The sequence below is a fragment of the Sulfitobacter sp. THAF37 genome (assembly GCF_009363555.1).
Taxonomy (GTDB): Bacteria; Pseudomonadota; Alphaproteobacteria; order Rhodobacterales; family Rhodobacteraceae; genus Sulfitobacter.
Genome location: NZ_CP045374.1, coordinates 116,184 through 130,167, shown reverse-complemented (window position 1 = coordinate 130,167; position 13,984 = coordinate 116,184). Strand labels below are relative to the sequence as shown.

Genomic DNA, 13,984 nt, shown 5'->3' with positions numbered 1-13,984 from the left:
AGGAACCCGTTGCGAGGCTGAGGGAAGGCTGCCTTTTTTCCGCGCCTCAACGCTCCGCCATTTTCAGAACAACCGGGACAATGACGACAAGCGCGAAGATCCGGGCAAAATGGTGCACCGCAACGTAGGTGGGATCGTATCCGAGAGACAGGCCGATCGCCGCCATCGCCTCGACACCGCCGGGCGCGTAGGCAATCAGGATCTGGCCCAGTTCAAGCCGCGTCACGGCCTGCGCGAGCAGCGCGAAGGCAAGCGAGGTGACAAGCGATACGCCCACCATGGCGAGTCCCGCAACGGCGTATCGTTTCGCGTCGCGCGCAGTGACGTTGCTCATACGGGTGCTGATGACGGCGCCGGTCACGGCGAAAGCCGCGAAGATTGCCCAAGGCGGGGACGGGCCGTCGATCAGGCCGACGCCATGAAGACCGGCGCTTACAATCATGCCGGCCAACAGGCTGGCGGCAGGTAATCCGACCCGACCGCCCAACAGGCCAAGTGCCGTCGAGACAGCCAAGAGCCCGATGAAGACGGCCACTGACATCGCTGCATCGTCCGCAATGCTCCCACCGGCCGATCCGTTCAGCGCAACGGCGAGAGGTGGAACCGCCACCGCCAGGAACACAAGGCGGACCAACTGCAAGATCATCACGGCCTTGGCATCCCCGTGTCCTTCACTGGCGATGGCAACGGCGTTCGACATCGTGCCCGGCGCACTGGCGAGCGTTGCCGTCTTCCCATCAAGGCCGAACCAGCGCATGAGAACGACCCGGCCGACAAGGATTGTTGCCACCAGCGACCCAAGGAGAATGACGAGACTCGCGGCCCAGGTTTCGAGCTGGCCGATCAGCCCTTCGTCGACACCTGCCCCAAGCGAGACGCCGATCGTCGCGAAAGCGACGTCGCGCAACCTTGGCGGCAATCCGACGCCGTATCGCGTCGCTGCAACTGCGGCGACAGCCAGCGTACTGCCGATGAGTGCCCCAGCCGGAATGCCAACCAGGGCGGCCAAGGCCGCCCCAGTGAGCGCGGCCGCAAGTGTGACCGCGTATTTTTTCAGCTCACCTGCCATTTTCAGCCATGGGGTGTCACGTCACCTTCCAAGGTGCGTGCCCGGCGAGAAAGCCAGATCGGCAGGATGACGACGAGCGCGGCCAGCACGTAGAGAATTATGCTCTTGTAGTCCTGAACGAGAATTCCCCAATCTCCGCCCGAGATCGACAGGGCGCGCCGCAGGTTGTTCTCGAACAGGCTTCCGAGAACAAATCCGAGGATGACCGGTGCCAGGGAGAAATCCAGCTTGCGCAGAATCCAGCCGAAGAGACCGAGGCCGGTGATCAGCAGCAGGTCGAACGGGTTGCCGACGATGGTATAGATGCCGATAAAGGCGAGGATCGCGATCAACGGTGTCAGGTAGTGCTGCGGGATCGTCAGCATCCGGGCGAAGAGGCCCACCAGCGGCAGGTTGATGACCAGAAGCGCGACGTTGCCGATATACATCGACGCGATCAGGCCCCAGGCCACGTCGGGACGCTGGGTGAACATCAGCGGACCGGGCTGGATGTTGAACATCAGAAGCGCACCCAGCAGAATAGCCGTCGTACCCGAGCCGGGGATGCCCAGTGTCAGCATCGGAACCATGGCTCCTCCAGCCGCAGCGTTGTTGGCCGCTTCGGGTGCCGCAAGGCCGCGGACATCGCCCTTTCCAAAGGTCTTCCCGGTGTCGGAAATCCGCTTCTCGGTGCCGTAAGCAACGGCAGAGGCGACCGACGCGCCCGTGCCGGGCAGGATGCCGATGAAGAAGCCGATCACCGAAGAGCGCGCGATCGTCCACTTGCATTTCACGAGGTCGGCCCACCGGACAAAGCTCTTGTCCACCGGCAGGGATTTCAGCTTGCCGGAAACCTGATGCTCGACCAGCGTCAGCAGTTCCGCCATGCCGAACAGGCCGACGACGACGATCAGGAAGTCGATACCGGCGAGGATATCCGGGATCCCGAAGGTGTAGCGCGGCACGCCCGTATTGGCGTCGATCCCGATGGTAGCCAGCATCAGACCGATGGTGGCGCCCAGCAGGGTCTTGACCGTGCTCTTGCCCACCAGCGAGGCGAGCGAAGCGAAGGCGAAGACCATCAAGGCCACATAATCGGCGGGCGAGAAGGTGACCGCGAAACTTGCCAGCAAAGGTGCGAAAAGCGACATCAGGATCACCGCGAAGGTGCCGCCGATAAAGGACGCCACAGCCGACAGCGAAAGGGCGCGTCCCGCATCCCCGTTCCGCGCCATCGGATTGCCGTCGAGCGTGGTCATCACCGCGCCGGCATCTCCCGGCACGTTCAATAGGATCGACGAAATCCGCCCGCCATATTCCGCGCCATAGTAGATGCCCGCCAGCAGGATCAGTGCGGATTCCGGCCCGAACCCAAGCCCGTAGGCAATCGGTAGAAGGATCGCAACGCCGTTGATGGGACCGAGGCCCGGCAAAGCGCCGATGAGCGTGCCGGCGAAACATCCGGCCAGCACGAGAAAGAGGTTGAATGGATCAAGTGCGACACCAAAGCCGGTCGCGAGGCCGGTAAAGACGGCTTCCATCACGAAGCTCCTTCTTCTTGGGAGGAGGGTTGGAGCATGTACTCGATCAGCTCTCCTTCAGGCAGGTTGAGGTCGAGCAGCGTCACGCAGAGCAGATAGCCGCCGATCCCTGCAGCGATGCCGAAGACGACGGATCGAAGGATGCCGGCCCCCAGCATGGCGCACAGTGCCGTGCCGAAGAGGATCGTGGCGAGAATGAAGCCCAGCGGTTCATAAAGTTCGGCATAGGCGCAGAGCATGACGATGGTGGCGGCAAGCCGGAACCAGGTCTGACGGGCCACGTCCATTTCCGTCATGTCCGGCTTCCACAGGATCATCAGCAGGCAGGCAATCGCCACCAGCGATAGGATCTGCGGCCAGCTTTCCGGACCAAGCGGATCATATTGAAAGGGGGCTTTGATGGTGGTGAAAGCAATGACCGAATAGGCCAGCGTCACGATCAGAAGCACCCCGGCAAAAATGCGGTCGACCATGTCGGGTCTCCTCGGATTCATGGGGTGATGTCGAAAGAAGTCCGGCCCGCAACACTGTGAAGCGGGCCGGTGGTGTCTTGCGGTCAGTTGCTGAGCAAGCCTGCTTCAGTCGCGATCTCGCGCAGGCGCTGCACGCGCTCTTCGATCGAAGCCTGGAGTTCGGCGCCGGCCATGTTCAGCGGCAGAAGGCCCTTTTCCTTCTGAACGGCGGCGAATTCCTCGGTCGCATAGGCGGCCTCGAAAGCGTCCACCCACTTCTGGTAGTCCGCGTCGGAGACGTCGCCGCCCATGTAGAAGCCGCGCAGGATCGTCCATTCGACGTCGTAGCCCTGTTCCATGGCGGTCGGGATTTCGGCGAAGGGCGCATCGAGGCGGTCGGGCGACATGACGGCGAGAACGCGCATCTGGCCGGATTCGATGTGCGGCACCATTTCGCCCACATCGCCCATGTAGACCTGGATCGACCCGCCGAGGAGCGCCGCGATGGCATCACCGCCGCCGTCGAAAGCGACGTAGCGCATATCCATCGGTGACGCACCGGCTTCGCGCAGAAGCAGCGCCCCCTTCATCCAGTCCTGCGAGCCGACCGAGCCGCCCGCACCAACCACGACAGACGCAGGATCGGCGGAGAAATCGTCCATCAGACCCTTAAGTTCCTGGTAGTCGCTGTCAGCGCGCACCACGACCGCGCCGAAGTCCGCCCCGGCGGTGCCGACCCAACGGACATCCTTTTCGGTGAAGTCACCGTATTTGCCGGTCACGATGTTCAGAAGCGACCCGGTTGAAAAGGCGACGATGGCCGACCCGTCATCCGTGCGGGTGGTGTTGAACAGGTTGTAGGCCACGGCGCCGATGCCACCGGGCATGAACGTCACCTGGACGGGGTCGGCGATGTGGGGCTCAAGCCCGGTCTGAGCGACCCGGCAGGTCAGATCGAAACCGCCACCGGGGTTGGCCGGGGCCACGCATTCCGGTCTGTCAATCTGGCTCTGTGCGAAAGCGGGTGCGGTGAAGGCGGTGGCGGCGGCAACGATGGTCGCGCCAAGGCGTGCGAATGACATGGATGTCCTCCCTTTTTGAATCGCTCCGGGTCCTCCCCCGGACAGTCGGGTTATCCAGGACGTGCCTGAGTACGTCCTGACGCGAAACTGACAGGATGCTGACCTGACATCGAATGCACGCTTCTCGGCTTTCCCTGCATGGTCCGCGTTGCTAAATTCCCTGCATGAGAATGCTACTTGTCGAAGACAATGACGACTTGGCGGAGACGATCATTGATCGCCTGCGCGCCGAGGGGCATTCGGTCGATCACGAGCGGGACGGTAACGAGGCGAACGAACTGCTGCGCCACTTCAAGTTCGACATCGTCCTGCTGGACGTGAACCTTCCGGGACGCAGCGGATACGAGGTTCTGCGGTCTTTGCGCAACCGATCTGACGAAACTCCGGTGATCATCCTGACCGCACGCAGCCAGATCGACGACCGCGTGATCGGGCTCGATGCGGGGGCCGACGACTACATGATCAAGCCTGTCGATTTCCGCGAATTGTCGGCGCGATGCCGCGTGCTGGCCCGCCGTCGTGCGGGAAAGGCCAGCAACATTTTCTCGGCTGGGCCGCTGGTGTTTGACCGGGCCGCAAAGCAGGCAAAGATCGACGGCAGGGACGCCGGGATGCGCGCCCGAGAGGTGCAGCTTCTGGAAATCATGATCGACAACATGGGCCGGATGCTTACAAAAGAGGATGTCGCAGACCGGCTTTACACGTTTGAGGAAGCCCCTAGCCTCAATGCCGTCGAACAATTGGTGACGCGGCTCAGGCGCAAGCTTGAAGGGACCCCTTTGGTCATCAAGACGGCCCGTGGTCTAGGCTATATGGCCTATCTCGCGGAAGATGACTGAGACGGGCGGCCATTCGCTTCAGCGCCGGCTGCTGGTGACAATGGCGGCGGGCTTCGCGATCCTCGTCCTGCTGATCTCGGTGCTGCTCTGGACCTACGCGAGGGCCGCCGCGAACCGGTCGCACGACCTGTTGCTGGCGGGCACTGCACTGTCGATCCTTGAGCGCGTGTCTGTCGGTCCCGAAGGGGCCACGGTCGATCTGCCGAGTTCAGCTATGGAAATCCTGTCGCTCAATCCGGTGGACAGAGTGCAGTATAGTGTTTCCCTACCGGATGGGCAGGACCTGACCGGAGAACCGGATCTTCCGGCGCCGTCCGGGCTGACCCCCTCCGCGACGCCGGTTTTCTTCGAAGAAGAGTATCTCGGTGCCGACTTCCGCTTCGTCATTCAATCGCGTCAGCTCAGCGCATCGGAGGGGCGTCAATGGGTCGTGGTCCAGGTCGGGCAGTCCGTCGAGTTGCGCAACGCGCAGCAGCGTTCGTTTTTCGTGACCGGCCTGATCGGGCTTGCAGGTCTTTCGCTCATCGGTCTGGGTTTCGTCTGGGTTGCGATCCGAACCTCGCTGGCTCCTTTGCGTCAGATCGCTGCCGATCTGGCGCAGCGCGAACCGGCCGATCTTGGCACGGTGGTAGGTACGCCTCCCCGGGAAATCAGGGGGCTTTTCGATGCGATCAATGGTTTCATCGAAAGGTTAAGCCGAAGCCGCGCGCTGACCGAGACCTTCATCGCCGATGTCGCCCACCAGACGCGCACCTCGCTGTCCGCCTTGCAGGGTCATTTGTCGCTGGCCGTCGATGCGGATAACACGGAACAGATGCGGTCCCGGCTGGCAAAAGCGGACAGACAGGCGATGCGCACGGTGCGATTGACCAATCAGCTTCTGGCCAACGCAATGGTGATCCACCGATCCGACCGATCCAGCCTTCAACCGGTGGCCTTGAGACCCCTGGTCCGCGACATGCTTGCCGAAACCCTGCGCGACAGCCGCATGCGGCGCATTTCGCTCTCCTTGATCGACGACGGTATCAGGGAGGGTGAGGACATGATCCTCGGGGATCCCGTCTCGATCCGCGAGGCCTTGAGAAACCTGATCGAGAATGCCGTTCGGCACGGTCCACCCGATAACACGGTGACGATTTCCCTGGTCGCATCTCATGCTGTGTTAATTCTGAGCGTCGAGGACGCAGGGCCCGGTATCGCAGAGGCGGACCTGCCGCGTGCGACTGAACGCTTCACCTCTCTGTCGGAAAGCTCAACCGGGTCCGGTCTGGGGCTTTCAATCGTGAAGGCGGTGACAGATGGTCACGGTGCGGATCTGCGACTGGGACGCTCCTCTCTTGGGGGGCTTGGCGTGACGCTGATCTTCAAGCGCCTCATGACGCTTCTTGTGTTGCTGGCCTGGCCGCTATGGGCCAGCGCGCCCGCGCAGGCGGAAACGCTTCTGGTTCATAGCGCGACCGACACCCCGGCAATGACACCTCTGATTGAGGCCTTCGAAGCTCGTATGCCCGGCGTCCAGGTCGAATATGTCGAGTTCCAGACACTCGACCTTTACCGCACGGTTCTGATGGCGGCGGACTCGTCAAGTCCGGACCTGGTCATTTCCTCGGCGATGGATTTGCAGGTCGATCTGGTCAATCGCGGTTTTGCCCGGCGCATTCAGCTTTCTTCCCAGATCGCTCCTCCGTCCTGGTCGGTCTGGCGGTCCGAGGTCTTTGGTTTCACCTTCGAACCCGCCGTGATCATCTACAATAAAGAAACCGTCAGCCGAGACGAGTTACCGCGATCACACCGTGACCTCGCGACTTTCGTGCGCGAGAACGAAGACCGCTTCCGGGGCCGTATCGGGACGTATGACATCGCCCAGTCCGGTATCGGCTACCTTTATGCGACACAGGATAGCCTTCAGGGTCCGCAGGTTCTGCGCCTGTTCGAGATTCTGGGCCGCGCCGACCTGAGGACATATTGCTGCACCTCGGAAATGGTTGAGGCGACGGCGCGTGGCGAACTGGCCTTTGCCTTTAATGCAATCGGGTCCTATGCGGCGGCGGAACTCCAGACCGAGCCCAATCTGGGTTTGCATTTCTTTGATGACTACAACCTGGCTATGACCCGGACCGCCTTTGTCCCGAACGGTGCCCACCGGGCGGACCTGGCCGCGCGCTTCATCGAATTCCTGCTGTCAGGCGACGGTCAAAGGATCATTGCCGAAGAGACACCGCTTATCCCGTTGATCCCGGATCAGAACCAGAAATCGCCAATCGGTCGGGAAATCCAGGAACGTCTCGGGACGTTTCTGCCGATACGGCTGACGCCGGGACTTCTGACCTACCTCGATGAACTCAAGCGAAAGGACTTTCTTTCCGCATGGGAAACCGCGCTGGGGCGGTAGTGGCCGGTCAAATTCTCGCGGCGCGTCTTCAGGAGTGATTTCGTCAGGCTCCGACGGTGACAGAAACTCGAAGATTCGTGTGGCATCCAGCGGTTACGGGATCATCTTGAGGCTCAGGTCGTTCCAGTTCCAGCGTGCGTTGCTGCACCTCGGTTTCAAGCAGTGCCGCACGTTCGAACTGGTGATACGCAAAGCCCGATTGTTCGGTGTTCTGCGCGACCTTGCGCATCAGCGCCTGCGAGATTTTGATCAGCTTCCCGTTCTGCCGTTCGGGCGACTCGGCGGGGTTGATCAGTGAGGTCACCGTTTCATCCCACCTGCTTCCGGCGCGTGATAGAATGCGATCCCGCTCATCGTGTGGTTCACATGCAGGGGACCGATCTGCTCTCCGTAGGTCGAAAACCCTGTCACCCGGTGCGCTTTCAGCACCTGCGATATATGCCTCGCCTGCTGCGACTGTTCCGCTTCGATCCGGCGCAGGATACAATCGCAGCCTATGATGTTCGCGGGTTTCTGCTCGCTGCTGAGGTCATTCAATTCGGTCTCAAGGTGTTGTCCAAGGTCCTGCGGATCAGCGACCGTCAGCACCATGCCTTCGTCGATGGCCGAAAAGAACACCAGTTCCCCGTTGTCGTTGACCTGCTGGATCGCGCGGACATGGTGTTTGTCCCCGATCCGCACCACGACCGGATGGGACGCAAAGGTGAAACGATCCAACTGGTTGGGATCCTTGCCCACCAGTCGCGCATATTCCCGCGCGGCGGGTTCGGCGTTGATCTCCTTGACGATGCGCCGCGTAGGGTCTGCCTCGGTCACCACCATCTGAACCTCGCCCGGCACCAGGTGGTCAAGGCTGAAGACATGTGTGCGGTGGCTGCTGCGGGCCAGCGTCAGTACTGCCGAATTCCCGGCCGCCTTTCCGTTCAAAGCCACCAGCGTTTTTCGGTAGTCCGACCCATCACCAGCAGATCCGCCAAAAACAGGAAAGTTGCGCATCGCCGGCGAGATCGTGGCGGTCAGCGTATCCTCGCCCAACGACAGACCGTCGACGACGAGAAACGCAAAGCTCTCGGCCATGTCAGGGGTCCGGTCCAGCAAAGACGTGCGTTTCAGGGTGATCCGGTCGATGGTCGCCTGCACATCCAGTTCCTGGATGTCCTCGATCAACAGCGAGGTGGTGACAAAACCATCCGATGGAAAGCCGATCCCGACGATCAGGTTTTCTTCGTACCCATTGGCACCCAGTTCTCCGGCAGTGGTACATGCCACCACATCGGTGTCAGGATAGAAAGTTTCCGCCTCGGCGACGACTGCGGCAAAATCCGCATGCGGGCTCACGAATAACATGATCAGGCTGAAGGGTTCAGATCCAAGCTCGGATGCGAGCGCACTAATCGGGGCCGATGTCGTTGCGCCCACCTGTGCCGTGCGCAGAATCCCGGAGGGATCTGCATTTGATGCACCGTCAGATACCTCTGACAACAATTCAGATGCCATCCCTTAACATGCTCCTCCCCGAGCAGGTTGGAACCGTCATTCCGGTGTTGGCAGGTCCTTGGCATAGCGCGCATCCTGCGCCACGAGCACCGCTTGGGTGCGGCTTTGAACCCCGAGTTTGCGCATGATGGCGGTGACATGCGCCTTAACGGTGGTTTCCGCGATCGAAAGGTCAAAGGCGATTTGCTTGTTCAGCTTTCCTTCGCAGATCAGTTCCAGGATGCGGGCCTGTTGGTTGGTCAGCGACGACAGGCGCGTGAGGTTTTCATGACGGCCTTCGCTGCCCCGTCCTTCAACATAGCCGGCTGGCTTGTAGACGTTGCCAGCGGCAATCGCGTTCAACGCATCGCGGAATACCGACCGGGGCGAATGTTTCGGCACGAAACCCCGCGCACCCGCGACGATGGCATTTCCGATTATGGAATTTTCGGCCATCGAAGAGACGATGATGATCGGAACCTCTTCAGCCGCCCGCCCAAGGCGCATCAGACCGTCAAACCCGTTCACATCCGGCAGGTTGAGATCCAGCAGAATAAGCGCAGGTGGCGGTGCACCCTTTATCGTCTTCAGCGCCGCGTCGAGGCTGTTGGCAGTCGCCACGTCCGCGAAGTTGCCGACCGACCTCAACGTCAGTTCCAGCGCGTCACAGAATAGCGGATGATCGTCAACGACAAGCGCCCAGCCCTGCAGCGTGCCGGCCGAAGCCAAATTCGGAGTGTGCGTGGGTCTGGTCAACATGCACCGAGTTTAGCCCGCATCCGACCGCCCCGCCATTAGGCAAAAGGTACTAGGCACAAAAAGCGCCCCCGAAAACGGATTCCGGGGGCGCGATGAATGTTTGGTCCAGATCAGTTGGCTGAAGCCAGTTGCTCAGGCAGGCGGAAGGTCCAGAGGGTGCCACCCTGGTTGAGGTAGTTCACCTTCTTGGCCACTTCACCACCCCAGAGCGGCACAGCACCACCCCACCCGGAGATCACGGTCACATATTGCTCGCCGTCCTGTTCCCAGGTGATCGGCTGGCCGACGATGCCGGACCCGGTCTGGAACGACCACAATTCTTCACCGGTCTCATCGTCAAAGGCGATGAACTTGCCTTCGGGCGTGCCAGTGAACACCAGGCCGCCTGCGGTCGTCATCACACCACCCCACAGCGGGGCATCGTTCTTGTACTCCCACTTGATCTCGCCCGTGTCGGGGTCGATCGCCTTGAGACTGCCGATGTGGTCCTCATAGTTCGGTTTGATGGTAAAACCGGAGCCGAGATACGCAGCACCCTTCTTGTAGGTGATCGGCTCGTTCCAGATGTCCATGCCCCATTCATTGGACGGTACATAGAACAGGCCCGTGACCGGCGAATGTGCCATCGGCATCCAGTTCTTGCCACCCAGGAAGGACGGAGAGGCAAAGACCACTTCGCCCTTCTTGCCGTCCGCCGCAGACGAAGGATCGCCCGGACGGCCCTCCTCGTTATAGATCGGGCGTCCGTTATCGTCGATGCCACTGGCCCAGGAGATATCCTTGACGAAGGGGGTTGCCGAAACGAATGCGCCGTCTTCGCGGTTCAGAACGTAGAAGTATCCGTTCCGGTCAGCGGTCGCATAACGCTGGTTTCCTTCACGGTCGGTATAGGCAACAACCTCGTTGACGCCGTCATAGTCCCAGCCCTCGCGCGGGGTGGTCTGAAAGTGCCATTTGATCTCGCCCGTTGCCGGGTCGATCCCGAGACGCGACGCCGCATAGAGGTTATCGCCTGAGCCGTCGTTTTTCTGACCCGCGTCGCGCAGCCACGAGTTCCACGGCGCGGGGTTGCCGGTGCCGAAGACCAGCGTATCGGTATCCGCGTCATAGGAACCGCCCAGCCAGGTCGCGCCGCCACCGGTTTTCCACATGTCGCCGGGCCAGGTCGCGTTCAGCGTGCCGGTCATCGTGCTCTCTTCGCCATTGAGCGTGCCCATGTGACCTTCGATCACCGGACGCTCCCAGACCATTTCACCGGTTTCCGCGTCACGGGCCTGCACCGACCCGACGATTCCGAACTCACCGCCCGAGTTGCCCGTCACGACCAGACCGTTCACGATCAGCGGCGCGGCGGTGTAGCTGTAACCGGCCTTGTAATCCGCGATCTTCTTGTTCCATACCGTATCGCCCGTCTTGGCGTTCAACGCGACAATGCGTGCATCCAGCGTTCCGAAATAGATGTTCTCGCCATAGAGCGCCGCACCGCGGTTGACGACGTCACAGCAGGGCAAGATGCCCTCCGGCAGCCGCGCGTCGTACTGCCAAAGCTCCTCGCCGGTTTTGACGTCGATGGCATAAAGCCGCGAATAGGACCCGGTGATATACATGATACCGTCATGCACCAGCGGCTGGGTTTCCTGACCACGCTGCTTTTCACCGCCCAGCGAGAAGGCCCAGGCGGGAACGAGGTTCTTCACGTTCTCCTTGTTCAGCGTGTCGAGCGGAGAATGCCGTTGCAGGTGGCGACCCATGCCATTCGTCAATACGTCGCCAGTAGACGCGGTATCATTGGCCAGCATTTCTTCGGTAACGCCCGCGCCATGCGCATCCGCAAAGGCGGATGTCGCCAGCAGGCCGACAACGGCTGCAATTATGAATTTGTTCATTTTTTCTCCTCCCAAAAGCCCCATGCTGGGCATTAGACGCAAAGCGCGCCGCAAGAATGGCGCGAACTCCATCGCAGATACTATTCGCGGAAAAGGTCAGGATAGGTATTGCACAATGGTAGTAGGTTCGGCCTGCGACTTAAGTCGCGCATCAGCGCGCGCAGTTTGCGGCTATTGTGACACCGGCAGGAGCCTGAAAGATGACACTTCATCACGCCACCGATCTGCCAACGCACAGGACCGCCGCCCTTGCCCAGAGCTACGGGCCGTTTCGGGTTATCCCCGATCACATCGCCACGGGCGCAATAACAGCCCCGACCCCCTGGCAGGAGCGATCCGCATGAAAGCTTCGAGAATCCTGGGTTGCCTTCTGGCCCTTTTCACAACACTGGGCGTCGCCAATGCCGAGATCCCGAAACTACGAATTTCGGTCCTGAAATTCGGTACTGTCAATTGGGAGTTGGACACGATCCGACACCACGGGTTCGACACGGCCGAGGGCTTTGAACTCGATGTACAGGGCGCGGCTAGCAGCTCTGCGGCCCGGATCGCCTTTCAGGGCGGACAGGCGGACGTCATCGTTTCGGATTGGCTCTGGGTCGCACGGCAACGGGCGGCAGGCAGGGACATGGTATTCATTCCATACTCGAAGGCCGTTGGCGGACTGCTGGTGTCCCAGGACAGCGACGTACGGACCTTGGCCGATCTGAAGGGCGGCAAGGTTGGAATTGCGGGCGGGCCGCTCGACAAAAGCTGGCTGATCCTGCGGGCCTATTCAAAGCAGACTTTCGGATTTGACCTGAAGGCGGAAAGCGAACAGGTCTTTGGTGCGCCGCCACTGATCTTCAAGGCGGCGCTGGATGGTGATCTCGCAGGTGCGATCAACTTCTGGCATTTCATGGCCAAGATGGAGACCGCGGGTATGCGCAAACTGATCGACATATCCGATGCTGCGCGCGATCTGGGTCTCGACCCGGAAACGCCACTGCTGGGCTATGTCGTCAAGGGTGATCTGCTGCGCGACGCTCCCGGTCTGGTCCATGGCCTTGCCCGGGCATCGCGCACGGCCAAGGATGTGCTGGCGCGTGATGACGCCGAATGGGACCGGCTGCGCGATCGCATGAATGCCAAATCCGATGCGGAGTTCGACGCTCTCAAGGCCGGGTTTCGCGCAGGCATCCCCATATCGCAGACCGTCGACAGGGACGCCGCCGCGCGGATGTTGGAACTGATGCATGATCTCGGGGGTAGGGACCTTCTGGGTCAGGCCAGCACCCTGCCGGACGGCGTCTTCCTCGATCCTGAAACGCCCGGTTAAATCCAGTTGAGCCCTGCTGCCTTCACCTTGCTGGACCTGAAACTGACCGGGCTTGCCTTGCAGAGGAGTCCGATCCTGCAAGACATCCATCTACAGCTTCAGAAAGGCGAAACTCTCGCGCTGGTTGGACCTTCGGGGATTGGAAAAACCTCATTGTTGCGGGTCATCGCCGGGCTGAACTCCGATTTCGACGGGCATTGCCACCTGCAGGGCACCTGCGCCGTGGTGTTTCAGGAACCAACGCTGCTGCCTTGGCTCGACGTTCTGCGCAACATTTGCGTGACCACAGGTGCAACCGCCGCGCAGGCGCGCAAGGCACTCCAAGAAGTCGGACTGGCCGGCCGGGAACGGGATTTTCCCGACCAGCTGTCGCTGGGACAGCAACGCCGCCTGGCCCTCGCCCGCGCCTTTTCGGTCAGACCAGACCTGTTGTTGCTGGATGAACCCTTCGTCTCACTCGATCCGGAGACGGCGGAAGGGATGATGCAGCTACTTGCGCGGATCAAGGCGGATCACGGGCTTACCACGATCATGGTCACCCATGTCGCGGCCGAAGCCCGCAAACTGGCCAGCCGTATCGTGACCTTGGGCGGCAGCCCTGCACGGCTTGTCAGCGACGTTCAGAACAATGGCGCGTATTTCCAGTCATCGGCATCCGGCGTGACCTCATCCAGGTCATAACCAGCGGTTTGAAGCCGCTGCGCAATTTCCAGCCCCTCGCCCGCAGCCTCATCCACCAGCTTGCGCCCCAGCGCCTCGTCCCGGGTCACACCGTGGCCGCGCATCAGTGCGATGCCATAGTTGAACTTGCCCACAGGATCCCCGGCCTCTGCCGCGCGGCGGTCCCATTCGGCGGCAGCGTCAGGGTCGTAGGCCCCGCCCAGACCGTTATTGTCAAGCTGGCTCATCCAGGTCATGGCACCCGTGTAGCCGTCATTCGCGCAGTTGCGGAACAGCGTTCGGGCAGAGATATGGTCGCCCGATTTGGTCAGGGCATAACCCATCGAACAAATCACCATGCCAGTTTCGCCTTTCTCGGCGCGCTCCAGCATGTTTTGCCAGGTCATTTCATCGGGGTTAAGCGTGCCAAAGCCATCGGCCAGACCAGTGCTGGCGGTCATGACACCAAGAAGCAAAGCGGATAAGATCTGTTTCATGCCATATCCTAGCATGTTCGGGAGCGCATGGCGA

The 13,984-nt window shown here is 61.1% G+C and carries 14 protein-coding genes; 5 read left to right on the top strand and 9 right to left on the bottom strand.

Annotated elements, in window-relative coordinates; translation table 11 throughout:
- Positions 1-46 precede the first annotated feature (46 nt).
- From FIU94_RS18555 to FIU94_RS18540, 4 genes are all read right to left on the bottom strand, one after another.
- Positions 47-1,009: an AbrB family transcriptional regulator gene (locus FIU94_RS18555; protein ID WP_254702686.1), complete on the bottom strand. Its 963-nt coding sequence runs from the start codon at positions 1,007-1,009 to the stop codon at positions 47-49.
- A 62-nt stretch (positions 1,010-1,071) separates the two neighbouring features.
- Complete coding sequence (locus FIU94_RS18550; protein ID WP_152467313.1) at positions 1,072-2,589, bottom strand: tripartite tricarboxylate transporter permease; 1,518 nt, start codon at positions 2,587-2,589, stop codon at positions 1,072-1,074.
- Entirely contained in the window at positions 2,589-3,062 is a 474-nt protein-coding gene (locus tag FIU94_RS18545; RefSeq protein WP_152467312.1) for a tripartite tricarboxylate transporter TctB family protein, read from the bottom strand. The genes FIU94_RS18550 and FIU94_RS18545 overlap by 1 nt, the downstream gene beginning before the upstream one ends.
- A gap of 83 nt (positions 3,063-3,145) precedes the next feature.
- Positions 3,146-4,123 carry a tripartite tricarboxylate transporter substrate binding protein gene (locus tag FIU94_RS18540; protein ID WP_152467311.1) on the bottom strand — a complete coding sequence of 326 codons (978 nt, stop codon included), beginning with the start codon at positions 4,121-4,123 and terminating at the stop codon, positions 3,146-3,148.
- A 164-nt stretch (positions 4,124-4,287) separates the two neighbouring features.
- Here FIU94_RS18540 and FIU94_RS18535 point away from each other — a divergent pair, with 164 nt between their 5' ends.
- Both FIU94_RS18535 and FIU94_RS18530 read left to right on the top strand, forming a co-directional pair.
- Positions 4,288-4,962, top strand: a complete 675-nt coding sequence (locus tag FIU94_RS18535) for a response regulator transcription factor (RefSeq protein WP_152467310.1) — start codon at positions 4,288-4,290, stop codon at positions 4,960-4,962.
- Entirely contained in the window at positions 4,955-7,354 is a 2,400-nt protein-coding gene (locus FIU94_RS18530) for an extracellular solute-binding protein (protein ID WP_254702685.1), read from the top strand. Before FIU94_RS18535 ends, FIU94_RS18530 begins: the two co-directional genes overlap by 8 nt.
- 43 nt (positions 7,355-7,397) lie before the next feature.
- On the opposite strand, the gene FIU94_RS18525 is transcribed toward FIU94_RS18530, so the two are convergent.
- The 4 genes from FIU94_RS18525 to FIU94_RS18510 form a co-directional block, all read right to left on the bottom strand.
- A complete protein-coding gene (locus FIU94_RS18525) occupies positions 7,398-7,658 on the bottom strand; it encodes a hypothetical protein (protein ID WP_152467309.1) in 261 nt (86 codons plus the stop codon).
- Positions 7,655-8,701, bottom strand: coding sequence for an FIST N-terminal domain-containing protein (locus FIU94_RS18520; protein WP_254702684.1), 1,047 nt, complete (start codon positions 8,699-8,701; stop codon positions 7,655-7,657). The genes FIU94_RS18525 and FIU94_RS18520 overlap by 4 nt, the downstream gene beginning before the upstream one ends.
- A gap of 186 nt (positions 8,702-8,887) precedes the next feature.
- A complete protein-coding gene (locus FIU94_RS18515) occupies positions 8,888-9,589 on the bottom strand; it encodes a response regulator transcription factor (protein WP_152467307.1) in 702 nt (233 codons plus the stop codon).
- 110 nt (positions 9,590-9,699) lie between these two features.
- Entirely contained in the window at positions 9,700-11,475 is a 1,776-nt protein-coding gene (locus FIU94_RS18510; protein ID WP_152467306.1) for a PQQ-dependent methanol/ethanol family dehydrogenase, read from the bottom strand.
- Positions 11,476-11,675: 200 nt separating this feature from the next.
- On the opposite strand from FIU94_RS18510, the gene FIU94_RS20955 reads away from it, so the two are divergent.
- The 3 genes from FIU94_RS20955 to FIU94_RS18500 are packed head-to-tail and all read left to right on the top strand — an operon-like array spanning position 11,676 to position 13,474.
- Positions 11,676-11,819 (top strand): hypothetical protein, encoded by a 144-nt coding sequence (locus tag FIU94_RS20955; protein ID WP_172975957.1) that lies wholly within the window; start codon positions 11,676-11,678, stop codon positions 11,817-11,819.
- Positions 11,816-12,793 carry an ABC transporter substrate-binding protein gene (locus FIU94_RS18505; RefSeq protein ID WP_152467305.1) on the top strand — a complete coding sequence of 326 codons (978 nt, stop codon included), beginning with the start codon at positions 11,816-11,818 and terminating at the stop codon, positions 12,791-12,793. The genes FIU94_RS20955 and FIU94_RS18505 overlap by 4 nt, the downstream gene beginning before the upstream one ends.
- A 6-nt stretch (positions 12,794-12,799) precedes the next feature.
- Entirely contained in the window at positions 12,800-13,474 is a 675-nt protein-coding gene (locus FIU94_RS18500; RefSeq protein ID WP_254702683.1) for an ABC transporter ATP-binding protein, read from the top strand.
- On the opposite strand, the gene FIU94_RS18495 is transcribed toward FIU94_RS18500, so the two are convergent.
- On the bottom strand, positions 13,414-13,950 hold the full coding sequence (locus tag FIU94_RS18495) for a tetratricopeptide repeat protein (RefSeq protein ID WP_152467304.1): 537 nt from the start codon (positions 13,948-13,950) through the stop codon (positions 13,414-13,416). The genes FIU94_RS18500 and FIU94_RS18495 overlap by 61 nt on opposite strands.
- Between the last annotated feature and the right edge of the window lie 34 nt (positions 13,951-13,984).